The following is a 25,256-nucleotide window of genomic DNA, read 5'->3' as shown; positions in this document are numbered from 1 at the left end:
GTTATGGAATTTGCAGCAGTACCATATAAAAGTTTACAAGAAGGCTCAAACATCATTAAGCCAAATTTTCATTTAAATTATGGAAAAAGTAGAATCAGTAATTCCAAAAGAAATGGCGCTTCATTTAAGACATTAGGTGAATTAACAAATCAAATTTACACAGGAGGCATATTTAAGAGAATGTTTGTTGAAAGCGAAAAATTTGGATTACCATATATATCTGCTACACACATGATGAATACTAGTCCTTTAGAAGTTTCAAAATTAATTTCTCTAAAGCATACTCCAAGGCAGGAAGATATGACATTAAAGGATAACCAAATATTGGTTAGTTGTGCAGGAACAATTGGAAATGTTCGATTGATTACAAAAGATCTTGAGGGCATTATTGGATCGCAAGACATCATAAGAATTATATCTGATGATAACAAAGCTCTTTTTGGTTTTATCTACGCCTATTTGTCTTCCCCAACAGCATATAATTTTATGCAGTCATATATTTATGGATCGGTTGTACCTCGTATCGACCCAAAAACACTATCGAGCTTACCAGTAATTGAGATGCCAAAAGAAAAACAAGCATATGTTCATAATTTAATACTAAAAGCATCTTCATTAAGGGTCAATGCTAATAAATTATTAATCGAAGCTATTTCCATTTTCGAAAATGAATTGCCGAAAATTGAGTCTAAATTAATTTATACTTCTAAAATATCGCAGAGATTAAGCCACACATCAAGATTGGAGGCTACATACAATGCTAATCTAATAGATAGTTTTAAAAATAAAGCGATTGAAAATGGAGCAGAATTAAAAACAATTTCTTCTTTATCAGAATTAGTTTTTACTCCAGGAATCTTCAAAAGAATAAGGGCAAATAATAAAGATGTAGGAATACCATACTTGAGTGGCTCAGAATTATTAAATCAGATGCCTGTTTTTGATAGTTTTCTTTCGAAAAAAATGAAAAATATAGACGATTATATTTTAAAAGAAGGTTGGCTTGTTATCCAAGATGCAGGAACTATTGGTTATCTATCTCTTATAACTAAATTTTTAGACGGTGTTTCTGCCACAAATAACTTAGTAAGAATTAAACCAAAAAAAGATAATTATAATTATTATATATATTGTTTTTTCAAAACTAAAATTGGTCAAAGACTTTTAAAAAATCTAGAATATGGTAGTGTTCAAAAACATATAGATCACCATCAGATAAGTTCATTTGAAATTCCTATTTATCATTCAATATTTGAAAATATTTCAGAAAACATCAAATTGATGTTGGAGAAAACAAGTGACGCATGTTTTCTTGAGCAAGAAGCAATAGATCTTATCGAAAAAGAAATTGAATCATGGCAAAAATCTTAAAACCACCTTATTTTGAAGCGGTTGTAAATGTTGGAGAAAAGCGTTTGTTAGATTTTCTTGAAGTAAATCTTCCAGAAAATTATTTCTTAATTCCTAATATAGAGATTGCCTCTACCAACCCAAGAAACAATAGAACTCAATATTGGGAATATGACCTTATTGTCGTAGCTCCTCATGCCATTTTTAATATCGAAAACAAAGATTGGAAAGGCCGCATAGAAGGTGATGACAATTACTGGTATTTGAATGACCGTCAGATACAAAATCCTTTAAAGACAGGTCGTCAAAAAACAGCTATTTTGGCTTCTAAATTAAAAGAAGAAGATTCTAGTTGGGGTAAAGCATGGATACAAAATATGGTTTCACTTTCTTATCAGAACTCATATCAACCAATTATTTCTCGTGAAGCTCAAAAACTTACTTTTGAATTAAATAGTAAACTAATTGATTTTATCACAGATTCATATAATAGCGGACAATTAAAAGATAATATCCTCTCCATTCAACAAGATATCGTTAATTATCTAATAGGACAACAAAGCAAGAAATTACCCAATGAAAAACGAGAGATTGAAGGTTATGAGATTATTGAAGTTCTTGAACAAGAACCTAATTTTGCAGAATATTTGGTGAAGCCCAAAGGGGTTAATTCAACAGTAAGAAGGCGCGTTAAAGAATATTCACTTCAAATTAGCGGTCTTTCTAAGGAAGAATTGCAAAAAAGGGAAGAACGAATAAAAAATCAATACAATGCTTTGAGCAAAATCAAAGCAAAACCCTTTATCCTAAATGTAGAATTTAGAATTGACGAGGTCAATCATCTGTTTTATGAAATCACTGATTTTCTTGAAGAGAATTCTCTTCGTTCTGAAGCCAGACATAAAACATTTACTTTTCCGGAAAAGATTACTATTATCAGAAATATTATGGTTGCTTTGAAAGAAGCGCATAAAGAAAATATTTATCATAGAGACATCAATCCTGATAATATTTATTTAAGTAGTGGGTATGCCTATTTAGGTAACTTCGGAAAATCTTATTTTGTAGATCATAGCGATGAGGGTTACACTGTGATGCCTACCATTAATGCTAATAATGCTACAGCTTATCATCCATTGGAATTAACTGTTGGTGATGCCAATCAAGCCTCCGATATATATTCTTTGGGAGTTTTGATTTACTGGTTGTTTACGGATGTAGAACCGATTAAAACTCCTTATGAATTAGATAAATTGGGAGGTAAATTAGCGAAAGATAAATTGCCTTCAAAACTTAACTCTAATTTACCAAAATGGCTGGATGAAGTTTGCTATCAAACTATTCAAACGGATGACACTTCACGAATTGAAAGTATAGATGCGCTGGAAGAATTTATCCTTAAATCTTTAGAAAGTTCTTCTACAGAACATCCGAAACCTTTACCAGTAATATCGGTTCCAACTTCTAACAATTATGAAGAATTGAAGGAAGGTGATACTGTTGGTTCTTTTACTATCTATGAAACTTTAGGAAAGGGTGGATACTCTAAAGTTTTTAAAGTAAAGCACCGAATTCAGGATGCTTATTACACTTTAAAATTATTTAATGAAAGTGTTACTTTTTCTTCTGTAAAAGACGAGTATGAAGCTTTAAAAGATTTAAATCATAATAATATTGTAAAATTCGTTTGGAATGATGAATCTCCTACTGGTCAGTTTTATACTGTTATGGAATATCTTGAAGGAGAAAATCTAAGTAATTATACTCGCACTGATGCCCGATTACCTATTCATAGTGTTTATCAGGTTGGCAAGGATATACTGTCCGCTTTGATTGCCATGCAATCTAAAGAGAAACCATTAATGCACCGTGATATTAAACCTCACAATATCATTTGGGATAATTCTACCCGATTTGTACTCATTGATTTTAATGTTGCTTCTTCTAGTACTGAAAACAAAGATTTTGTTGGAACAAACCCTTATTTGGCGCCAGATCTAATTACAGATAATTACAAGGTTAATTGGGATTTATCAGCTGATACTTTTGCTTTGGGTGTAACGCTTTATGAATTGATTTGTAAACAATATCCTTGGCACCCCAGTAAAATGCCTTTTACCAGTAAAACGCCAAATAATCCAAAAGATATAGAGCCAAGGATCTCTTATGAACTTGCAAAATTTTTGCTTAAAGCGATTGACACAAACCGTGAAGAGCGTTTCGGTTCTGCTCAAGAAATGTATGAGGCACTACTTTCATTAGAAGACAGATTACTAGATATTGCCCCCAGTCACGAAGATGAAATTAGTGTTCGCAATAAATTATATCACACCCAATTGATTATTCATCAAGGAAGCTCATTCAATTTGAAATTGTATGATAAAATGAACACCTACGTAGATTTGCATGAGGCTGTTGAAAATACTCTTTTACGTTTTAAAGGAAAACTTGAGAATTACAAGACGACCATTGATCTAGGAAATCCTATTAAAATATTATTGAAAGTAGATGATGAGACTATTATCAGTGATATTTTCTGGAAAGGTGGCGCTAAGTCTTTTACCACAGGTAATATAGACCGGGTTTACGATAGTATGAAACTCCTTTTTGATAATAACAAAGATAAAATTAAGGCTTTCAAGATAAGCATAGAAGGTGCAAATATTGTTGATTATTTGAACTCGTTATACAGTCAATCTCGCTATGGAAATGCTGGAACCAGGGTAAACTTTAATTCTAGTGAATTTGATGATCTTACCTATACGCCTACAAAGTTGGACAAAAGTTTAATTCCAGCTATTGTTGACGGTCAGTATAAATTGCTAATCATAACAGGAAATGCCGGTGATGGTAAAACAGCCTTTATTAAAAAAATTGAGAATGATCCGAATGTAAAAGAAGTTATTCAACACTCCCATAGAAATGGTGCTAAATTTAAAATTAATGGTATTACCTTCGAAAGTAATTATGATGGTTCACAGGATGAAGAAAACAACATCAACAATGAAGTTTTGGATACCTTCTTCTCTCCTTTTGAGGGATTAACAAATTATAACCAAGCAAAAGAGGGAAGAATCATTGCAATTAATGAGGGAAGATTGGTCGAATTTTTAACAACTTCAGCGAAACACTCTAAACTAGCCACTATAATTGAAAATTATTTTTACGAAGAAGGCCATGCCAAACTACCAGATGGCGTGATGATTGTAAATTTGAATTTACGTTCTGTAGTTGCACAAAATGATGAAGGTGGCAGTTTATTCCGTAATCAGTTTAAAGCACTAACTAAAAAGGAACTTTGGAAACAATGTGATAGCTGTTCTTTAGCCAAAGAATGTTTCATAAAATATAATGTAGAAAGTTTTAATGATAGTGCCGCTGGAGAGACAATTACTTCAAGAATGGAATGGTTGATTAAAACTGTAAGCCTAAAAAGAGAACTCCATGTCACTATGAGAGATATGAGGTCTTTAATAGCCTATACTTTAACTCGTGATTATTCTTGTGAGGATCTAAAACTTTTAGCACAATCAACCAATAGTGATCCGGAAAAATATTGGCAATATTATTATTTCAATATTACCAATCCTTCTGCAGAGGATAGTGCAAATCAAGATAGACTTATTAATTTATTAAGAGAAACAGATATTGGTGAGGTAGCAATACCGCACTTAGATAGGGATTTGTTTTTTGGTAAGCATTTGCCTAAAAATTATCTTGAATTTGCAGAAAGAGAATTCTCTTTATTAGAGGTGTTTAATGCAAATAAACTATATATTCCAGCTCATGAACAAACCTCGGATGTTATAAATAAAATTAAGGATAAACATAAAAGTTTTGTTAGACATCAATACTTTGAAGGTAAAGCAGAATTGATAGAAACTAATTTTAGAGACGCAAAATCTTCCGAATTACTCAAAATGCCTTCTTATCTATTGAGATTACCTTATCATTCGGTATTTACTTTTGTTAATATTCTTAATAGTTCAAATAATGAAGAGTCAATTAAACGAAGTATTTCGAGAGCTGTTTCGTTAAATGAAGGCTGTAATAACGAAAATTTAGATATAAACAGTTTGGTTTTGTCCTCTTCAGATGTTAAGGATCCAATTGGACAGTCCTTTAAATTGTTTAAATTAAGTGATTTTGAATTATTTGTTAATAAAACGGAACACTTAGTTAAGTATCTAGAATATGAACCAGATAGTCTTATATTCAGACATAAAGATGAAAAACACATTCGCTTAACCATATCGCTCGATTTGTATGAGATGTTGTATTTTATTCAGCAAGGCTTTAGTCCATCTTTAAATGATTTAAAAGGTAAATTCATTGAATTAATTGTTTTTAAAAATTTACTAGAAAATTTGAGCTACAATGAAATTGTGGTAACCCGAGATAATATTACTTTTTATACTATCAAGAAAGATAGTTCCAATCATATTAATGTAGAACCTGTAATTTTTTAACTATGGCTATCAAATTAAATAAAGACGAGAGTATTTTTAGAAATGAGTTGCTATTTACTGCTGATGCTAAAGCCATTAATATTGATTATACTATGGTTAATTTATTTATGTTGTTACGTCATGACGGAATACGCCCTAGACAACGCAACAGAGCTGGTGATAATGCTTTTATCGAGATTGATAAATTAAAAAAAGTATTCGGAATCCTTGAGGAAGAAGGTTATATTACAGGATTCAATCAGTATCCTGAAGCAATTGAAATTTGGATGCGTACTAATTTAGTAAATATGGTATTTAGGGGGAATTTGGACAAAGAAAAAATATCTTCTTTGAGACCAATTCACCTGGAAAGTTATCGCATTAGAAATGCTCAAAATACCCGAGATTATTTTTCAGCTGACCAGGTTTATTTGATGTTAGGGCAAAACCAACAAGTTAAGGAAGATTTAAAGCAATTTTTAATGGAAGGTTGGGATAAAACTACGAATAACATGAGCAATACCAAAACTTTAGATGTGGACAGCCTCGGAATTTTACATTTAATAAAAAAAGTCAAGCCAGGTTATCTAGATAGTCCAACAGCTTTAAATCAGATAAAACCAGTTTTGAAAGAACAAGCTGAATTATATTGTGACGATGTTAGAAGACTTTTGGTATACAAAAGAGAAATTCCGCGAAATGTATTGATTGATTATTTAAAAACAATTACTTCTTTTCATTTGTCTTTATATATTCAAAAACTGATATATTTATTGCCTAAAATGGTCACTGAAGGCAGTTTTAACGTACAAGACGATTGGAGCATTGTTTTAGATATTACCGATAATTTTGAAAGTAAAATTTCTAAAGTTGCCATAGAAGATACCGATAGAATGTACAATTCTATTTACGATTATATCAAAGCCACTTTCCAGATAAATGCGGTGTTAAAAAAGGAAAATTTAGAAAAGAATAATTCTAAGCATTTGGATCGTGCTTTAGAAGTATTAAAAAATCCACCTGCTGATTTTGATGTATATTTTAAAATGAGATGGGACTTTATTTTAGGTTCAATTGACAATGATGAGGATAAAAAGCATTTAAATTCCATGGTCAAATATGAGACTTCTTATTTTGACAAATATATTGAATTACTTGTAAAAATAAGGGGACCTTATCAGTACAAGTACCACGTTCAATTTATCGATAATTTGTCTCAAAAGAATAATGAGAGGGGATTTATTGCGCAAGGGAGAAGCAAAAAACATCCAAGACGATTTGTCTTAGGAACACGATTATTGGAGGCTTTAGTGCAAATTCAAGTTTTGCATAGAGAAGATGATGCTTTTATTACTAGGAGTTTATCTATAGAAGAACTTACCGGAAAAATCAAAGATCGTTATGGCTTGATTATAAATGGCTTATCTGAATCAAGATTTAAAGATTCCGATTTGAATACTCATTTGGCATTTAAAGAAAACGTAGAGGCCTTTAAACATAAATTAAGACAAATCGGTTTTTATAACGATTTGAGTGATGCGTATATATTACAGAAGATTAGACCTCGTTACGAACTAAAATAACATTTTTTCCTATGGAACTTATAACGATTAATTCCTATTATCAAAATATTATAGATCTGGTGATCTCTCTACATCATAATGAACTTCATAATGCCAAAGCTGGTCATTGTATGAAAATTACAGGTTTTGGAAATAATGAACTTTTATATCTATGGAATGAACTTTCTGAGAAATATCAAGGCATAAATACTTTTATTGTTTCTGAAGAAGATAAGGGAGACTGTTTTATATCTGCTACTAAATTGATTGAATTTAGAAACCAACAAGAAAAACCTTTACTTGTTCTTATTCCTTCTAATAGCAGAACGGCTGCTGAAGACTCTTATGGCAATGCCACTTTTAAGGAAATATCGCTCGATGGCATTGAACACAAGTTAAAAGATAAATTAATAGCAAAAATACCCAAAAATAAAAAACATATAATTCAGTCTATATTTAATTACCTATCTATTAATAACATAGAAACTTCGAAGATTATAGATTATTTAATCTCGATTGAAGAAAATGATTATGATACTCGAGCTATAGGTAAAAATCTTTTCCATCTAGATTTATTACCTGATGAGGAATTATTGCAACACGAAGATTTAATTCGTTCTCGATTAAATTTCAATCAAACTAGCATCGGATTATTAAGTTCATTTAATAGACCTTTATATGACCGAATCAATGAATTGCCTATTGAGCAAGATACACTTCAAAAAGATTTTATTAATTTCTTCAGAACAGAAAATGAAGCAAAATCTCGTGACCGTATTTGTCAGCTTATTGCATCTTCCTATCCCGATTTATGCTTTGATAATTGGTCAATACCTAATTTGAATTTTAAAGAAATCAAACTTTCCATTGAAGAGATTAGATCTACTGATTTTATTAGTGAAGAAGGGAAAAAAGTTTTAATTGCTAATCCGAATCAAACCTCAAAAGTTACTATTCGTTACAGTACCAATCCACCACCAAAGGATATTGAAGATTTAAAATTCTTTAGAGTTGTGTTAATGTCTGTAGATGGTCGTTCGGGAGAAGAGATTTCAACTTTAAGAAAATTAAAAAACACCAATTCGAATAGATCTTATCAGGAAGCAAAGATTGAATTGAACCCAAATATGTTCGATGAAGGTTCTTATTTTTTGAAGGTTTTAGCCGAAGATGAACACGGAAATATCTTAAATTCAAACGATGATTTTAAAGATGCTTCGATTCAAAAGGCATGGGAATTAGAGAATAAAACTCCAGAAACAAAAAGCAACTATAGTTACAAGTTAACATGTGATTCGGATGACTTTGATTATTTTTTTGATGAAAATCCTGAAAAAGAAGAAACACAAAGAAAAGATAAATTAAATAATGTTCTACAGGCTTTTTTCAAATACAATATTGAACGATTAAAGAACGGAGAGGCTATCGAATCTCCTCTAGCAAGTGATCTATCTAATGTATGGTTAAATGATCAAAAGCCTAAGCATGTATCTACATTTCATATTAATTATTCTTCAATACATAATTATCAAATCAATTTATCTTCTAAGTTACGTTTATTAGAAAATGAATTTTTAAAGCATAGTCATCAATTAGGTCATATTAATTGTTTGTTAAGTAATAATCTTGCTTTTGTAGGATTACAGGGGGTAAGTTTTCAAAATAGTGATCTAACCGATATTGCACCAAAAGAACTCATTCAATTGCGATATCAGTTTTTCGAATCAATTAAAAACTCAAATGAAAATGCCAATGGTATTATTGAAACCTGCAATTTGTATCTTTTTAAATCAGAGATTAAAAATTATTTAAAGGCTTATGATGAATGGTTATCACAATTAAAAAACAATCTTTTTAATGAATCTTTAAATGAAGATGAAAAGGAAACTGTTAAGCACTTATTAAGTGAAATTCAAGTCTTAGATTTAATAAAAGTTAAAACAAAGCTTCCTGACGGGAACTCTGTCTCTTGTTTTTTAATGTCACCTTTACATCCTTTGCGTTTATCATGGTTTTTACAATTAATTGAATTGTTTGATGATTGGTATCAAAAAACTATAAATTATCAAGTGCATTTGGAGGAATGGAATCAACTCGAAGAACTTTTCTTGGGAAGCTTATCTCCTGAAATTAATCCATTGGTTTATGTTGAGCCGAGTACTTTCAAAAATTTTGAATACACTGGAGAGTTGTCTTTTGGATGGGCTATCTATTTGGATAATTCAAATTTTATCTCTAATGAATCTTTAGTACCAGCCACTCAACAAATCAAACATTATTTTAGATCACTTTTTAATATTTCAACTGATAATTATGTTGAAACGGACATCAGTAAGAAATTAGTTGTAAAACATATTAAGAATTTCCTTCTCCAGCATCCATACACAGATAAGCTTATTGTAAATCTTTTTAATGTAGGTGATGCAAGTATATTTTCCGATTCTTTTGTTGAAATTGGCAAGAATCCAGATTATGTAGACATCAAATTTGAAGTTCGTGTTTTTATTGGTGGAGATTCAATTATAGAACACGGTAGGGAATTAAAGAATTTATTAAATCCAGAAACTAATATTTCTGAAGAAGCTGAATTATTTTCACAGCCCTCTAAAAACAGATTGTTTCCTAAATTAAGATTCTCTATTAATAAAATTAATGAATATTTACACAATCCTTCAAAATATGCAGCTCATTTAAGCTTTTTAGTTAATCCTTTTGCGGTTAAAGTTACTCTTTTCAAACCACATCGCGATGTAAAATCATTTTATTTAAATGGTTTATTGTTAGAACATTCTATTGAAGTTGAAGAAGTTGACGATAATATTAAATGGAATAGATATATTGACGTTGATGTAGTTGACACTTATAAACAAGATCTGTTATGTTGTTCTTTATTTTCATCATTGCAATTTTTTGTGGCGGGTTCTTTAGCCATAAATTCAACAGAGGCAATTCCATCAATAGAATTAAGACTCTCAAACAGAGATAAAGTATTGCTTTCACAATTACATGAGTTTTCTGATTGGGTTGTTACTTTTGATAAAAATTTAGGACCACAAATATTTGACCAACCTTCAAAAGATGGAAACATACCATTTCTTTTAGATTATGTACCCGGAGAAGAAATATCGGGTATATCTTCTTTCTTAACTACTAAACCATCATCAGAAGTCCTAGGTCTGTTAGGTCCCCATTTTGCGGAATTTAATTTAAATATTCACAATGCCAAAGATGAAAAGAAAATTAAAACAATTTTAGAGGATCTAAGAGCTGTAAGCAGCTCACTTGTATTACAGCTTAATTCAACAAAGAATAAAGCATTCGAGGTAATTGGCTCTGCTTTTACTAAAAGAGTGTTGGAGAAGAAAGGATTTCTTGAAGAAGCAGTCTTAGTACCTATTGATTTACATCAAAATATTTTTGAGAATCTTTCTTCTAATTCAAAAAGCAGAGCTGACAATATGCTGTTTTCAATTGATAAAGACAAACGCGAAATTTCGATATCTGTAATTGAAATAAAATGTAGAAAATCTATTGGAACTGCTGAGAAGGAAGATTTAAAATTGAAAATGAGAGAGCAGATAGAGAATACTATTTTAGCTATAAAGCATCATTTTGATCCAAATGATTATACCTCAGTAGATAGACTGGATCGAGAAATTAAAAATAAGGAATTAAAAGCGTTGTTAAGTTTTTACATAGAAAGAGCCTATCGTTATAGTTATCTTTCTGAAAATGCTTATAGCATTTATTGTTCATTCCTTCAAACACTTGATTTGGGTTTTAATTTAAAATTTAATCAATTAGGATTTATTTTTGATTTTTCGTTTACAAAAAGACATGAAAAAGAAGTTGTTGATGACAGCCTTACCTTCTTTACTTTTGGTGCAAAACTAATTGAAGATATTTTAGATCCAGATTCCGATTTAAATACTATTCGATTAGAAGAAAAAGAGTTTGACAGAGAACTGGGAGTTGCTTTAGGAACAAATGAAGCTTTAAAACCTTTCTTACAAAGATTTAAATCAAAGATTAAGCAACAACCTAAAGTATTAGCAATAGAACAAGCTCCTTTTGAAAATAAAGATTTAATTATAGAATCACACCCTTGCAATGAAATTGATAGCAATGGTAATAATGATATTGATCATGAATGTCCGATTGTTCCGGAACCAGACGGCCTAAATGAAGTTGTAAATAAGGAAAAGACTGAGATTATAAATATTGCAAGTGATCACGTTAAACCTAATTATGATATTATTGTTGGGAAAAGTTCCGAAAGTCCACAATTTGGTATCTTAGGAAAGAGTATTCAAAATAAGAAAATTGCTATAGACTTGAGTGAAACCAATACCATAAGTTTGTTTGGTGTACAAGGTGGTGGTAAAAGTTACACTATAGGCACTATAGCTGAAATGGTTTTAAAGCAGTTTTCGAATATTAACACTTTACCATCACCATTAGCTGGAGTAATTTTTCATTACAGTGAGAGTATGGATTACGAGCCGGAATTTACTTCAATGATATATTCTAATGATAAGAGAACAGAATTACAAAAACTGAAAGATGAGTATGGCGCGGAGCCAGATTCAATCAAAGATGTCATTTTATTAACGCCTAGAGATAAAATAGAAGATAGACGTTCTGAATATCCATCCATTGATATTAGACCAATCTCATTCAACTCAATGGAGTTAAATGTTCAGGATTGGATGTTCTTGCTAGGTGCTGTTGGTAATGATTCTGCCTATATCAAACAATTGAAATCTCTAATGAGAGAACAAAGAAGAAATATTAATATGGAAGGATTACGTGAAAGTGTTGAGAATTCGGAATTACTTTCAAATGGTCAAAAAGCTTTAGCAAGACAAAAATTAAGTTTCGCACGAGAATATATCGACGATAGTTTTTTCATTCGTGATATTTTGAAACCTGGAAGATTAATCATCGTTGATTTGAGAGACGAATTTATTGTTAAAGATGAAGCACTTGGACTATTTGTTATTATGCTTAACATATTTTCAGGAGTAAAGACTTTTAACAATACACATTTCAATAAGTTTATTGTTTTTGACGAAGCTCATAAATATATGGATAATAAAGATCTTACTGGAAATATTGTTACAGCTATTAGAGAAATGAGACATAAAGGTGTAAGCATAATGATAGCTAGTCAAGATCCTCCAAGTTTGCCAAACGAAATTATTGAATTGAGCAGTATAGTCCTATTACATAAATTCAATAGCCCACAATGGCTTAAGCATATTCAAAAATCAATTACTCAACTAAGCGCTCTAACCCCCGCTGACATGAGCATCTTAAAACCTGGTGAAGGGTTTCTTTGGTCTACAAAAGCTTCAGAACAAAGTATTACTTTGAAACCTGTAAAAATATCAACTCGTCCCAGAGTTACAAAACATGGTGGAGCAACTAAACAAGCAACAGGTGAATATTAATGGAATATACATTTTCACATAAAGGGAAAAGAAAAAGCAATCAAGATTATTTGTTTTCACAATCAATAAATCCTAGTTGCGTTTTGCACTTAGTTGCAGATGGTATGGGAGGTTATGATTATGGAGATATTGCTTCTAAACTTGTTGCGGAAAATGTTTACACATATCTGTCCACTGTAAATGAGATAAATGAAAAAGAAATTCAAAAAGCTGTTAACAAATCAAATTTAATAATAAAACAAAAATCAGATGACTTAAATACGAAGATTGGAGCTACTTTAGCTGGTGTCATTACTTTTAAGAATAGGGTATTTTTATTTTGGGTTGGTGATGTAAAAATTGTTTACGTTAGAAACCGCGAAATACTTTTCGAAACACATTCTCATACTTTAATTAATGATATGATTAAAAATGGCAATACGATAAATAAAATTGAACGCTACAAGCATATTGTTACAAGATCTGTCTCAGGGAATATAAAAAACAGTTTCATCGATTATCATTCTATTTCTCACCAATTTCCAAATGACTTAATCTTAATTTATTCTGATGGTGTATCTGATCTATTAAGTTCTTACCAAATATGTAGTATTTTAAACAGCTCATTTACTGTTCAAGAAGGGATTAAAAAAATTGAAACTCTATGTAAATCAGAAGCTAAAGATAACTTCTCGATGATAATTATTGAAAAATGATTTCTAAATTATGACAAAACAATACAAAGCAAGATATGTTATTACTTAAATAAGATATTAGAATATATATCTAAAATATAAAAACGACACAGGAAAAATTAATTCTAATTAAATAAACTAGATAAATAATTTTGATTACACACGATTTAGTATCTTCTAATGTACTAAAGCAACCTTTGCCAAAAATGGCAAAGGTTCTTGTCTTCAACCAAATATCTTAATTTCCAACGCACCTTTTTCAATAGCTGTTAAAACGGTTCGATCTAAATAATACTCTCTTAGAACTCCATCTGTTGAATGGGATGACAAAATTTTAGTATCTTGATTCATTACTTGATTTACCCAGGTTAAATATGTTTTCCTCAGATGTCCTAATTTAATATCTCTTTTAATTCCAGCTAATTTTCTAAAATGTGTAAACCCTTTTGATAGATCATTACATATAGTTAAAGATTTCATGTCTTCTCTTTCTGGATATAAAATGTAATCTTTTGAATTCAATTTTTTATCATAATCCAATTTCTTTAACAGGTCAAATAAATCTTTGTTTATAGGAATGTATTTATATATCTTTTCTGATGTTTTTTTAGAGCGCGTAACTTTTAAATTTTCTATTCGAAAAAACATTGTTCCATTTGGTGACAAATAAATATCACTCCAGCGTAAATCAACAACCTCCTCACGTCTACCTCCTACTAGCAAGAATAATTTAAATCCATCTATTAAGTAAGATCTATACATATTTTTATGCTCTCCTTTACCACCTAAAACTGATATTGATTCGCGCTTATCCTTATACTTCTCTACTGCATTTAGAATCGAATCAAACTCTTTTTTTGTGACACATTTAATCTCAGAATTTACAATTTGTTTAACTGTATATTTCCTGAAAGGATTTTTCATCTCAATACCTTCCTCATCAATCAAAAATTCGAAAAAACCTTTCAAGCCGACCATACACTTATTAAATGTTTTTTCACTATAATGTTTCTCTGCCCAAATATAAAAACTTGAAACTTCTTCCCTACCTACATTTTTAACTCTGAATGTTCGAATATCTTTAGTTTTCTTAATATTTTTTAAAAAATAATCACAAAATCTCAGAAGCTCATCTCTATGTCCCTTACTTATATTTTTTTTCAAATGGGCGTACTCACTCTCTCCATCTAAAAATTGTCTATATTTTAGAACAGAATCAACTACAGAATAATCATTACCTTGATCCTCATTTATCTTACTCTCAACAATCTTTCCAACAGTCGTAAATTCAGTCGCATTCAATGCCTTTTCAAATGCAATTGCTTCAACAACAGCATCAGCATAAATAGTAGATTCTAATTTTTTAGTTTTAACTGTATTTTTACTACCAGGAACATGGATTCTCACTCTAAAAACTTGACTTTCATAATGTTTGCAATTAGTGTTATCAGAATTACAAACTCGACAAAAAACCTTAATTCCACGATATGGATTTTTGGGAAGAACCAACTTGTTCATGACATTAATTTTTGATATAACTCTTCATCTTTTTTACTTCTCTTAACTTTAGTTGTCGGCTGAAAAGCTGTTTCAACTTCCAACTTTAGCATAATCAAACTGAATAAGGCCTCATTCTTAATTGTTTTTTGATAATACCTTTCCCATTGAGTCGGAAATGTTCTTTTAAAATCTTTAACTTGTGGAAGAATCATTGCGCATTCAAAATCAATTTTATATACAAAAATTAATTTAGGCATTCTATGGATTGTGACATTATTCGCATTCAGCCACTTTACGACACATTCTTTATCTTTTCGCCCAATTTTAACACCGACTTCTTTTATACTCATAATTTCAGTCAAAACCGCTTTTTCCTCTTTATTTAAACCATCCATAATTATAATTGTTATAGAGGTTATATCATTTTTTAAGCAAAAAGTTTTGACAATTATGAAAATAAATTGAATAAAATTTCAAACTAAAAAACAATCAGCTAACAATCAACATTTTACACATTAATTTCTTTTTGGATATTTTCAGATATTTTTGGATATTTTATTTTTTTTTAATCTTAAATTTTTTTACGATCCTTTCCATCACAAAATATTGACAATCAACATTTAAAACCAAATTTATTCTAAAAAGAAGTGTATTTCGATTTTTTTCTCTCAAAAAGATCATTTGGGAATTTTTTATTTCTAAAATTTTATTTTAAACCATCTTCTATCTCAGTTATTAAAGAATTAAAAGCCTCTAGATCAAAAGTGTTACTATCGTTCCATACTGTAAAAAAGTTTTGGTACTTGAAAATCACATCTAGGTGATTGGCGTTTTGAGAAATTTGTTCTGGAAGAATTTCATCTCTTTGATCTGTAAGTTGCAGCAAAATAACTTCTTCAAAATCACTATTAATATCACCTGTAAACAGTGATTTTGTATGATTATCAAAAATAAAACGCTTTGCCTTCTTCGGTAAATTTTCAAGCGAGTTTAAATCATTGAAAGAACAATTAAATGTTCCTCCAACGTATTTAGGTGATCCTTTTAGTGTCCTTAAACTCAATTTTGAACAGTCAAAATTCCCATTAACTTTATCAAATTTGAGAGGCAATTCAGTGAGATTATCCATGCATTCTGCGAATTTCACATTCCCGTCAACAGTAATACTTCTATCACAATTAATCGTGAATGAATCAATATTAATCCAGTAGTCTCTAATTATTTGTTGCACCTCACTCCTGAAATCAGAAAAAACATTATCTAGATCCATTTTTTTTAAATTTTTAGAAGGAAAATCATCTTAAACCCTCTTTTACATCTAAGAGAAAATCATTGAATAAATTCATATCAAATTCTTTACTCTCAGAATCCGGTTCAGACTTATACAAACTCATATATTTTCCATACTTAAAAAGAATCGGCAGAAACTTACATTGATCAATTACATCAAGAGAAATGGCAGATTTAGTAAAATTTTCCTTGATTTCAATTTCGACTTTATTGACATGACAATTTTGCTGTCCAAAAACAAGTTCCACAGTATTATCAATCGCAAGTATATTTATCCTTTCAGGACAATTTTCTAGATTTTTTATAAAGTTTGATGTTATAAAAAAAGATTTCACTTGTTTTGGTGCGCCTAGTAAATTTATCAGTAAATTATTATTTGCATAATAGTTTCCAGAAACAATTTCAGGCCCGTGTTCAAGTGTTTGTAATTGATTAATGAAGCAATTAAAATTTCCGCTAATTATTTTAGGTGCACCTCTCAAACTTTCGAGTTTATTCTCATTACAAAAATAATCTGCGCCAACACAAATTGGACCAAATTCCAAGGACTTTAATTGATTCCCGTAACAATTAAAAATACCGCCGACGAAATCCGGACAACCTTTTAGTGTAACTAGCATGTTTGAACTACAATAAAAATTACCACTTACTTTTTTAAAACGTAAGGGTAATTTCTTCAATACTGTATTGGTGATGTAAACATCTCCTGTCACATTGATAAACCCACTTTTATCAATAGAGAATAGACCTATTCTGATGTTATACTTTTTAATGATATGGTAAACTTGTCTTTTTATCATCTAACTTTTTTACTCATATGTTTCAAATAACCGCTAATATATACCGCTGGAATCACATCCGCCAGCTTTACGGTAATTATTTTGCTAATTATTGTACTTAGCCGTCACTATCAAAACAAAAACATACCACATAAGAGGCTATAATATAATCTAAAGAATTAATTCAATTATTAGGTTAACTATATAAAACATACGACATAAGAGGGTTATATATTCAATAATATTATAGCTCTTAAAATCCAAATATTAGAGAAAAAAACAAAGGATTTATAATCGATATCAAAGTCACTTGTTAATCAATTACTTCATTAAAATCTAAAACAAAAAAACAACTGAAAATCAAGCAAATAATAATAAGCAACAAAATATTTTTAAAATCCAAAAACTTTTACCCTTCAATCCTGTATAATTTAAAATATCTATCAAAATGAATAAATTATACAGATACATCCCTGAAGAAGTGAATAACAAAATCCAAAAAGGCAGCTACAGATTAAAAGAACACCTATACATAATTTGTGATATGATCTATCGTGTTGGAATTTTTAGAAAAGAAGGTCAATATTACTCAAATACATATGTGGATATACCATATTCTTATTTTAGGGACATTATTACTTTTAGTCCAAACATTACAAAAGCGAAAGATTACTTAATTTCAGAAGGAATAATTGAATGTGACAATCATTCTAGCAAAAAAAATGGCAAAGCACTAGGATACAGATTTAGAAGCGATGTCATTTCTAAACTAATTCCAGTAGAAATAAAAAAAGGAACGTTAAAAAAACAAATAATTAATAATCGCCAAAAAAGAAATAATCTTGTGAATTCTAAATACAAAGAATACAAAAATCATTTTTTGGATACATTCAAAATTGACACAGATGCTGCTTTAGATTATATTAACGCTCTATTTGATAAAAGGATATCAGAATTGAGATTAAACCATGCAAATAATGACATAACTGATTTTCTGAAGGAATTCAATAAAATAACTATTCAGTTTAATTATCTTTACATGAGTATACATACTATTAAGGATGGTCAGTTATTTTTCAATCAAAACGACACAAATAATAGAATAGACACCAATCTCACCAGCCTCAAAAGTGAATTAAAGCAGTTTATCATTAGTTCGTCTAATCTCATACAAATTGACATAATAAATTCTCAACCTTTTTTATTATCAATAATTCTAAATGAAGAAAAAAATTCAAGTATTGATCGAAAGGAACTGATAAAATATACAAATTGGACAAGAGGGGGATTATTCTATGAAAAATTCACAGAGGAATACATAAAAAAGCATAACAGCAAAATCGCCAGAAAAGAGATAAAGGAATTGATGTTCTGTATTTTTTATTCAAAAAATGAAAGCTACGTAAAACAAAAAGCAATATTTAAAAATATTTTTCCAACAATTTCGCATTGGATTCAACAACAAAAATTACAAAATCATAATGCATTGGCCATAAAAATGCAAAAGTTTGAAAGTGAAATTTGCATCAATAAAATATGCAATAAATTAGACATTCAAAAAATTAAATATTACACAATACACGATGCATGGCTGGTTTCACAAGAATATGTAAATGCTACTATACATATTATCGAAGATTGTTTTATGAAAACACATGGAACAAAACCAAAATTAGACTCAAAAGAAATTGGTAACCGAAAAGAATAAATAAATATTCTAAACGTAAGAAAGCCATCTTACAATGGCTTTCTTATAATATAATAGAAAACTAATCCATATTACAATTGAATGTTTTTGAGTATATCTTCGCTCATTTGAAATCTAAATTCCTCTTTAGTGTCAAAATCTAAAAAAACAACAATCTTACTTCCGTCGCCGTGTCTTAACGCTATTGATAACGACTTTAAAAATTGCGATATTATGTTATTATCTTTGTTTAAAGTAAGCCTGTCTATTACAACATCAATATCAAATACGAAATTACTATTAGTTTTTATTGTATTTATTTGATCAACATCAATCATCTTCCCATTGATCCTCAGTTTAAAAAAACCATAGTCTTCGATTTCCTGAGATACTTTTTTCAAATCCCCCGAAAATGATTTCAGTTTAGGGGTAAGAATTGATATTCTACGGCCCTGCAAAAAATCAATAAGCTCAACCATGGCCTATATATTTGTATAATTAGAGGTAGAAGTATAGCTTCGAACTTTGCCATCGGATAAGTAAACATTTAGTACATTGCCTGACCAAACCGCGTTAGCAACATCTTTTCCAATATTAATATAAATGTGATTGCTTGCTGTTGAATACAATTTTACTTTTTGTCCCTCGATTTTAATTATTCCATAATTAATAAATTTGCTTTCGAATCCCATATTTTGCTTTATTTAATTATCCCTACTCATTTGGCTTTTCAAGTTCCGCCCCGTTTAAATAGTTTCTAGACTCTATTTTCTAAAATTATATAAACGTGCTAGTTTTTTATACATCTAATCGAGTAGCCAAAACTTCTTTTACTTACGTTACTAGCCGTTGAAGTGTTTAAGAAATATCGCATCTTTGCTAAGCTACCATCTACAGAGCTTGTCCAATAGTATCCATTTCTCCCTTCAAAATCAAGAATTCCATTTCGACCATCTCTCATACCAGCCGTAACAAGTTTTAAAGGCGAGTTAAAAGCTGTAATAGCATTGGTTATTCCTGCAGCTTTTACTTCGGCATCAAATTCCGCCTCTGTTGGAAGTCGAAATCCGCAAGGGCAGGGATTATTAATGCCGTTCACGCTTTGCCAAAGATTATCATTTCCAGGTTGTCGCCAATCAGTCGAAACATTCGAATCTTTAGTAATTATAAAGGATGGGCTACTTGGAATATCATTATTTGCTAATACATTTGTAGCAATGTATTTTGAAGAACCATCTATGTTAGACATCCACCTTATTTCTTCATGACCATCATTTGATCTTCCCCATTGAAAATTATTTCCATATGCATCCTTATCATTTGCAGTTGTCGCAATTTTAGAAGCACCGAGATTGTATGCCATCCAGGTTTTTCCAGCTGCCCCAATCACCGTAGGGATAACACCATTATCTCTCACGCTAACAACTACTGAGTTAGAAACAACTTCTTTTCTGCCTTGTGAAATGACTACATCGTAATTTCCAGCATCTGCTACTGTAGTATTGATCAGAGTTAAAGTTGACGTTCCTTGGCCCTGTACAATTTGACTATTTAAAAGTTCTATACCATTTTTTCGCCATACATATTTAAAATTTACCCCTTCGACTGAAGCTACTGAAACAGACATAATTTGTCTGCCTGATTCTGCACAAATTCTATCAGGTGACGTAGGCTGAACCAATATCGTCGGAGTTATTTCGGGCATTTCTTCATTGGACTTTTCACTACTGCAACTTATAACGTTTAAAAAAACAATAATGATTGAAATCTTTTTAAGTAATCTGAGCTTGTTCTTATACATTTTTTTGGTTTTAAATTGTTCATATATTCATCAAACAAATTTAAAATAAAATTCGACTTATAAGTCGAATTGAATTGTAAAATTCATAGTCTCAGTTTTTTTTCTTTGTGAGATGCAAAAGGAAATTGATAAAATTGAAGCTCAAATTATTGAAAGAATATACAAACTCTTTCAAGAAAAGTATGACGGAAATAAGTCTGCTTTTGCAAAATCTGCTGAATGCTCGGAAACTACTATTCGTAGAATTTTACGAAATAAACAAGGCATTACAATAAATCTTCTTTTACGGATGGCTAAGGCACTTGAAACTACAGTTAGTGACCTGATGGAGGATTTAAAAATTCAAGAAAAATAGCAAATCATGTTATTACTTTAACTACGGCTCAATAGCCTTATATAACTATGACTATTCATCAACATACTGAAATAACAGGAATTTTACAACAGTATCAAATAAAATTCATCAACGACAACATATTGCAGATTGAATCGGATCAAAACCTAAGTATAATTCCAAGCGAAGAAATTATAAAGATATTAGGTTTAAGACAAGACAATGGACATCAAATCTTTATTGAAAAACTAAGCGAAATTGAAAATGAATGGTTGAATATTTTTCTTAAGTACGAAAAATATTATGATGTATATAACAACATAGGAGAAATTAATTTGGATAGTTTTTTTAACTTATTACATGAAATAATAGATGGACTTAAGTAAACAAAATGAATATTTACAAAATAGGTCAGAATTATTAAAACTTGCAGATGAAGAATTAATACACAAAATTATTGAGGATCAAGAATACATCTCAGTAATATATGAAAAATTCTACGCGAAATACACAAATGATTTTGCTCGTAAGTACAGAGATTTAGACTATGACATAATTGATTATTTTGTAAGTGAAGCAATTGTAATTCTACTTTATAAGATTAAGGAGCATGGGGCTACATTGTTAGAACGAAAAGAACCAGGTAAAACTCGATATACCATCGCCAGCTATCTTTCGGGCATTTGTAGGAATCAAATTTTAAAGGAAAGAAATAAAACTAATAACTTAGAACCTCATTATGATAATCATGGTGATTATTATAATGATGATTTAGACGAAAGTACAATTTATCCTGAACCAGTTACAGTAAACCAAGAACAAGAATTTACATTCGATATAGACCAGAAAACTGATATTATGGTAAAGTCATTAAATTTATTGAAAGCTAAGGGAAGGAGATGTTACACACTAATAGTTTTATCTTCATCAAAAAACAGACATAAAATCCAACATATAACTGAGTTCTTCCAATATAAAAGTGATAATGTTACCAGAACTCAAAAATACAAATGCATACAACGCCTTAAAAGGATTTATAATAATTTTCAATTGACTTAAATGGAATTAGCTATAAAAATTGTTCAAGAATATGCATATTCTAAAATAGAGAATATCGATAATTTTGTAAACGCGGAATTAAATAATGACTTCTGGGAAAATATCACATTGGGTTTGCTTTTATTCGAAAATGCTCCAAAACTGCTTTACAAACAAATTTTGCAATCAAAATTAAATTCTGAAATCAAAGACAAAATCATCTCAGAAATTCCAGATATCTTCATTTTTTTGATTACGCAATTAGCAGAAGATCACATTAAAGGTATTAAGTCGGAAGCGATTGATATATTAATTAATTCGAAAGGGAATTTATTTTCCGATGAAATAAGCTTTTTCAGAACTCTTGATCGAGCTGTTGAAATCGTAGAACACGAAAGAATAAGATCGGAACTACCAACGATGTTTGAAAAACTTCAAAGAAAAATATTAGGAGACGACATTTAATTTTTCTAACCTATTTAAAAAAACTTCCTAATGGGGTACAGTACTACGCTGTACCCTTTTCTTTAATCCTAAATGTTAAAAAAAAATCAGATTGGGTTACTTTTTTCACTTTTTAGGTATTAGTAGGTATAAGGTAACTTTTTACAAACTAATTTTTAAAAATTGAGAACTATGGGATCAAAAATCGAATGGACATCAAAAACCTGGAATCCAACAACTGGATGTACGCATTATAGCAGTTCAAAAAACGGCGGTAATGAATGCCTGAATTGTTATGCAGAAACTGAGACAAAAAGATTACAATTGATGGATAATAAAAAATACAACCAAGGTTTTGATGTAGTGGTAGAACATCACGATGAACTAAAAAAACCATACGAATGGAAAAAGCCAACAACAGTATTTGTTAATTCGATGTCTGATTTATTCCACAAGGACGTTTCAGATACTTTTATTGAAAAAGTTTTTGAAGTGATGAATGATAATAAACAACACATTTTTCAAATTTTAACCAAAAGACATGATCGAATTCAAAAATTGCCAAAAAATTTAAATTGGTCAGACAACATATGGCTCGGAGTATCATGCGGTACCCAATACGCAACTAAAAGAATTCCTGCACTCGTATCATCTCCAGCAAAATACAAGTTCTTATCAATAGAACCACTCGTTCAAGAAATTACTGAAATTGAATTGGACGGAATTGATTGGGTAATTGTGGGAGGTGAAAGCGGAAATACTTCCTATAAGATTGAAAAAGATAGCAATGGTCAGGAAAAGTATCAAATCAGTGATGGTAAAAAAAAGTTCATTCATCAGTTAGATAAGGCTGGAAATAAGATTATTAAAAATAAAATCCGTCCTTTGAAAAAAGAATGGGTTGAAACTATTCGTGACAAATGTATTAAGAAAGACGTTCCTTTCTTTTTTAAACAGTGGGGTAAAACAAAAAATAATCCTAACCCAAATGATCCTTCCATTCATAATAAACATCGATACCATGCAAAGGGAGGCTGCGAACTGGATGGCAAAATTTACTGGTCTAATCCTACTATTTCCGATCATTCTATTCCAAAAATTAATCTTTTTGGCACAGATTATTTAATAATGGATGAGATAAATGATCTTGTAACAATTTGGGAAATAAAAACACATTTACCATCAGCAGAACCAAATTTACTTAATAGTATAAAAGAAAGCATTCATAAAAATGGTTTACACAATCCTATTTTATATGTGAAAATGCAAGATGGCAAAAAACTTGTAATAGATGGCCATACACGTTTGGACGCTTTACTTGAACTTAAAATTAAAGATATACCCACTAAGCAAGTAGATGAGACATTTAATTCCCTTGAAGAAATAAAATTATGGATAGTAAAAAATCAACTAGGAAGAAGGAATTTAAGTATAACTGAAAGAGTTAAACTAGCACTATTATCAAAACCAACCATTGAGAAGCTGGCAAAAGAAAATTTATCTAAAGCTGGAAAGATATCCACAAAAAAATCATCTGAAAATTCTTTAGAAATTAAGCCTATTGATACAAACGCAGAAATTGCTAGAATCGCAAATGTTAGTAAAAATACCGTCGTTAATTATTCTACAGTAATGAGAAAAGGTAGCGAAGCATTAAAAAAGGATTTATCAGAAGGAACAATTTCAATTGGCGCAGCCTATAATTCCCTAAAAAACAAACCCGAAATAACCAATGAAATTCGCCCACAATCTTTAGCTCAAAAGGTGAATAAGATAAATGAAGCTCACGATATCAAAACATTTGGAAATCTCACAGAAGAAAAATGTAAAATTTTCGAAAACGAAGATGCCAGAGAAGCTAATATTATTACCATTTTAAATTTAGAAGAAAGACAAGACAAAATTTTCAATAATGGAAAGATAAATGACTATTCAAATATTCCTGTGCTTATAAACCTCGAAGAAGAAAAACACAAAATTTTCGAAAACGAAGAAATAGGTGAATCCAATATTATTACCCTTTCAAATCTGGAAGAGGGAAAAAGTAAGATTTTGAAAAACGAACTTGATATTATAATATTGAGTAAACCGGACAAAATCGACATTTTAAAGAAAATTTCAAATGTTAAAATTGGTATCTATTACATTAATTAAAATATGCAACAACCTTTACCAAAAATGGTAAAGGTTGTTTTACAAAAAAAAGATCTGCATTTCCTGTAATAGAAAATGAAATTATTTCTAAATTTTATTTCAAGCATATCTTAAAAAACAAAAATTATAGATCAAATAGATTATTTTCTAAAATAGGAACAACTTTTTCAGGATTACATTGCATAATTGATAATACTATAATTCAAAAATGATCGAAATAAAAAAAGCAATTTTAAACAACTATATAGATTTATCTGAGAATGTGAGAGATGAATCGAAAATTACAACTCCTTATAATGATCCAAAAGACAAAAACTGGGGAGCAAAAATCCTGGTTTATGATACACTCAAATACATAGAAAAATTATACTTCGACTTTAAAAATTATAAGTTCAATATTCAGGATATTTATAAAGGCAATGTTTTAGAAATAATACATGAAAGAGAAATATGTTCTAGTACAAGCAACTTATTTCATGAATATTACTTAATCATCGATAAAAGTGATCTGATTATAATGCAAAAGTATGAGTCTTTAGCAAAAGCAGTGAAAGCCCAAAGAAAAAATGCAAAATCATACAATTTTACGCCTATAACAAATAGAAGTAAATAGAAAAAATACGAAAAACATATATTAAAGTAAAAGCTTTAAAGTTTCACTATTGATAATAGAAACTTTTTGTATCTGATCATTAACCACTCTTCATCAGCAATAACAAAAAGTATCTCGGAATTGGTCAGG

General features: G+C 30.0%; 19 protein-coding genes. 12 read left to right on the top strand and 7 right to left on the bottom strand.

The window, feature by feature from the left end; translation table 11 throughout:
- Positions 1 to 3: 3 nt before the first annotated feature.
- Genes mads5 through HNP35_RS21430 form a run of 5 tightly spaced genes read left to right on the top strand, consistent with a single transcriptional unit; the run spans position 4 to position 13,508 of the window.
- Positions 4 to 1,371, top strand: coding sequence for a methylation-associated defense system restriction endonuclease subunit S MAD5 (gene mads5 / locus HNP35_RS21450; RefSeq protein WP_184167416.1), 1,368 nt, complete (start codon positions 4 to 6; stop codon positions 1,369 to 1,371).
- Complete coding sequence (mads6, locus tag HNP35_RS21445) at positions 1,356 to 5,819, top strand: methylation-associated defense system protein kinase MAD6 (protein ID WP_184167419.1); 4,464 nt, start codon at positions 1,356 to 1,358, stop codon at positions 5,817 to 5,819. Before mads5 ends, mads6 begins: the two co-directional genes overlap by 16 nt.
- A 2-nt stretch (positions 5,820 to 5,821) precedes the next feature.
- The gene (gene mads7 / locus HNP35_RS21440) at positions 5,822 to 7,381 is read left to right on the top strand and encodes a methylation-associated defense system protein MAD7 (RefSeq protein ID WP_184167422.1); all 1,560 of its coding nucleotides are present in this window, start codon (positions 5,822 to 5,824) and stop codon (positions 7,379 to 7,381) included.
- Positions 7,382 to 7,392: 11 nt separating this feature from the next.
- Entirely contained in the window at positions 7,393 to 12,813 is a 5,421-nt protein-coding gene (mads8, locus tag HNP35_RS21435) for a methylation-associated defense system ATP-binding protein MAD8 (RefSeq protein ID WP_184167425.1), read from the top strand.
- The gene (locus HNP35_RS21430; RefSeq protein ID WP_184167428.1) at positions 12,813 to 13,508 is read left to right on the top strand and encodes a PP2C family protein-serine/threonine phosphatase; all 696 of its coding nucleotides are present in this window, start codon (positions 12,813 to 12,815) and stop codon (positions 13,506 to 13,508) included. Before mads8 ends, HNP35_RS21430 begins: the two co-directional genes overlap by 1 nt.
- Positions 13,509 to 13,712: 204 nt before the next feature.
- Here the strand turns inward: HNP35_RS21430 and HNP35_RS21425 are convergent, their stop codons facing one another.
- From HNP35_RS21425 to HNP35_RS21410, 4 genes are all read right to left on the bottom strand, one after another.
- Complete coding sequence (locus HNP35_RS21425; RefSeq protein ID WP_184167431.1) at positions 13,713 to 15,005, bottom strand: tyrosine-type recombinase/integrase; 1,293 nt, start codon at positions 15,003 to 15,005, stop codon at positions 13,713 to 13,715.
- A complete protein-coding gene (locus tag HNP35_RS21420; RefSeq protein WP_184167434.1) occupies positions 15,002 to 15,382 on the bottom strand; it encodes a hypothetical protein in 381 nt (126 codons plus the stop codon). The genes HNP35_RS21425 and HNP35_RS21420 overlap by 4 nt, the downstream gene beginning before the upstream one ends.
- A gap of 311 nt (positions 15,383 to 15,693) precedes the next feature.
- Complete coding sequence (locus tag HNP35_RS21415; protein ID WP_184167437.1) at positions 15,694 to 16,257, bottom strand: hypothetical protein; 564 nt, start codon at positions 16,255 to 16,257, stop codon at positions 15,694 to 15,696.
- 25 nt (positions 16,258 to 16,282) lie between these two features.
- Positions 16,283 to 17,077 carry a hypothetical protein gene (locus HNP35_RS21410; RefSeq protein WP_184167440.1) on the bottom strand — a complete coding sequence of 265 codons (795 nt, stop codon included), beginning with the start codon at positions 17,075 to 17,077 and terminating at the stop codon, positions 16,283 to 16,285.
- Between the two features lie 427 nt (positions 17,078 to 17,504).
- Here HNP35_RS21410 and HNP35_RS21405 point away from each other — a divergent pair, with 427 nt between their 5' ends.
- Positions 17,505 to 18,764, top strand: a complete 1,260-nt coding sequence (locus HNP35_RS21405) for a hypothetical protein (protein ID WP_184167442.1) — start codon at positions 17,505 to 17,507, stop codon at positions 18,762 to 18,764.
- A 71-nt stretch (positions 18,765 to 18,835) separates the two neighbouring features.
- Here the strand turns inward: HNP35_RS21405 and HNP35_RS21400 are convergent, their stop codons facing one another.
- The 3 genes from HNP35_RS21400 to HNP35_RS21390 form a co-directional block, all read right to left on the bottom strand.
- Positions 18,836 to 19,222, bottom strand: a complete 387-nt coding sequence (locus HNP35_RS21400) for a hypothetical protein (protein ID WP_184167445.1) — start codon at positions 19,220 to 19,222, stop codon at positions 18,836 to 18,838.
- A 3-nt stretch (positions 19,223 to 19,225) separates the two neighbouring features.
- On the bottom strand, positions 19,226 to 19,435 hold the full coding sequence (locus tag HNP35_RS21395) for a hypothetical protein (RefSeq protein WP_184167448.1): 210 nt from the start codon (positions 19,433 to 19,435) through the stop codon (positions 19,226 to 19,228).
- A 98-nt stretch (positions 19,436 to 19,533) separates the two neighbouring features.
- Positions 19,534 to 20,424 carry an FISUMP domain-containing protein gene (locus HNP35_RS21390; RefSeq protein ID WP_184167451.1) on the bottom strand — a complete coding sequence of 297 codons (891 nt, stop codon included), beginning with the start codon at positions 20,422 to 20,424 and terminating at the stop codon, positions 19,534 to 19,536.
- Positions 20,425 to 20,656: 232 nt separating this feature from the next.
- Between HNP35_RS21390 and HNP35_RS21385 the strand changes: the two genes are divergently transcribed.
- From HNP35_RS21385 to HNP35_RS21360, 6 genes are all read left to right on the top strand, one after another.
- On the top strand, positions 20,657 to 20,899 hold the full coding sequence (locus HNP35_RS21385) for a helix-turn-helix domain-containing protein (protein ID WP_184167454.1): 243 nt from the start codon (positions 20,657 to 20,659) through the stop codon (positions 20,897 to 20,899).
- Positions 20,900 to 20,946: 47 nt separating this feature from the next.
- The gene (locus HNP35_RS21380; RefSeq protein ID WP_184167457.1) at positions 20,947 to 21,264 is read left to right on the top strand and encodes a hypothetical protein; all 318 of its coding nucleotides are present in this window, start codon (positions 20,947 to 20,949) and stop codon (positions 21,262 to 21,264) included.
- Positions 21,251 to 21,937 (top strand): hypothetical protein, encoded by a 687-nt coding sequence (locus HNP35_RS21375; protein WP_184167460.1) that lies wholly within the window; start codon positions 21,251 to 21,253, stop codon positions 21,935 to 21,937. The genes HNP35_RS21380 and HNP35_RS21375 overlap by 14 nt, the downstream gene beginning before the upstream one ends.
- Positions 21,938 to 22,381, top strand: a complete 444-nt coding sequence (locus tag HNP35_RS21370; RefSeq protein ID WP_184167463.1) for a hypothetical protein — start codon at positions 21,938 to 21,940, stop codon at positions 22,379 to 22,381. It begins immediately after the preceding gene.
- A 171-nt stretch (positions 22,382 to 22,552) separates the two neighbouring features.
- Positions 22,553 to 24,514 (top strand): DUF5131 family protein, encoded by a 1,962-nt coding sequence (locus tag HNP35_RS21365; RefSeq protein ID WP_184167466.1) that lies wholly within the window; start codon positions 22,553 to 22,555, stop codon positions 24,512 to 24,514.
- Between the two features lie 208 nt (positions 24,515 to 24,722).
- Complete coding sequence (locus HNP35_RS21360; RefSeq protein ID WP_184167468.1) at positions 24,723 to 25,127, top strand: hypothetical protein; 405 nt, start codon at positions 24,723 to 24,725, stop codon at positions 25,125 to 25,127.
- The last annotated feature ends 129 nt before the right edge of the window (positions 25,128 to 25,256 follow it).

The organism is Flavobacterium notoginsengisoli, assembly GCF_014207905.1.
GTDB classification, from domain to species: Bacteria; Bacteroidota; Bacteroidia; order Flavobacteriales; family Flavobacteriaceae; genus Flavobacterium; species Flavobacterium notoginsengisoli_A.
Note: the sequence above shows the minus strand (reverse complement) of the source record. Positions and strands in the feature narration are given on the sequence as shown.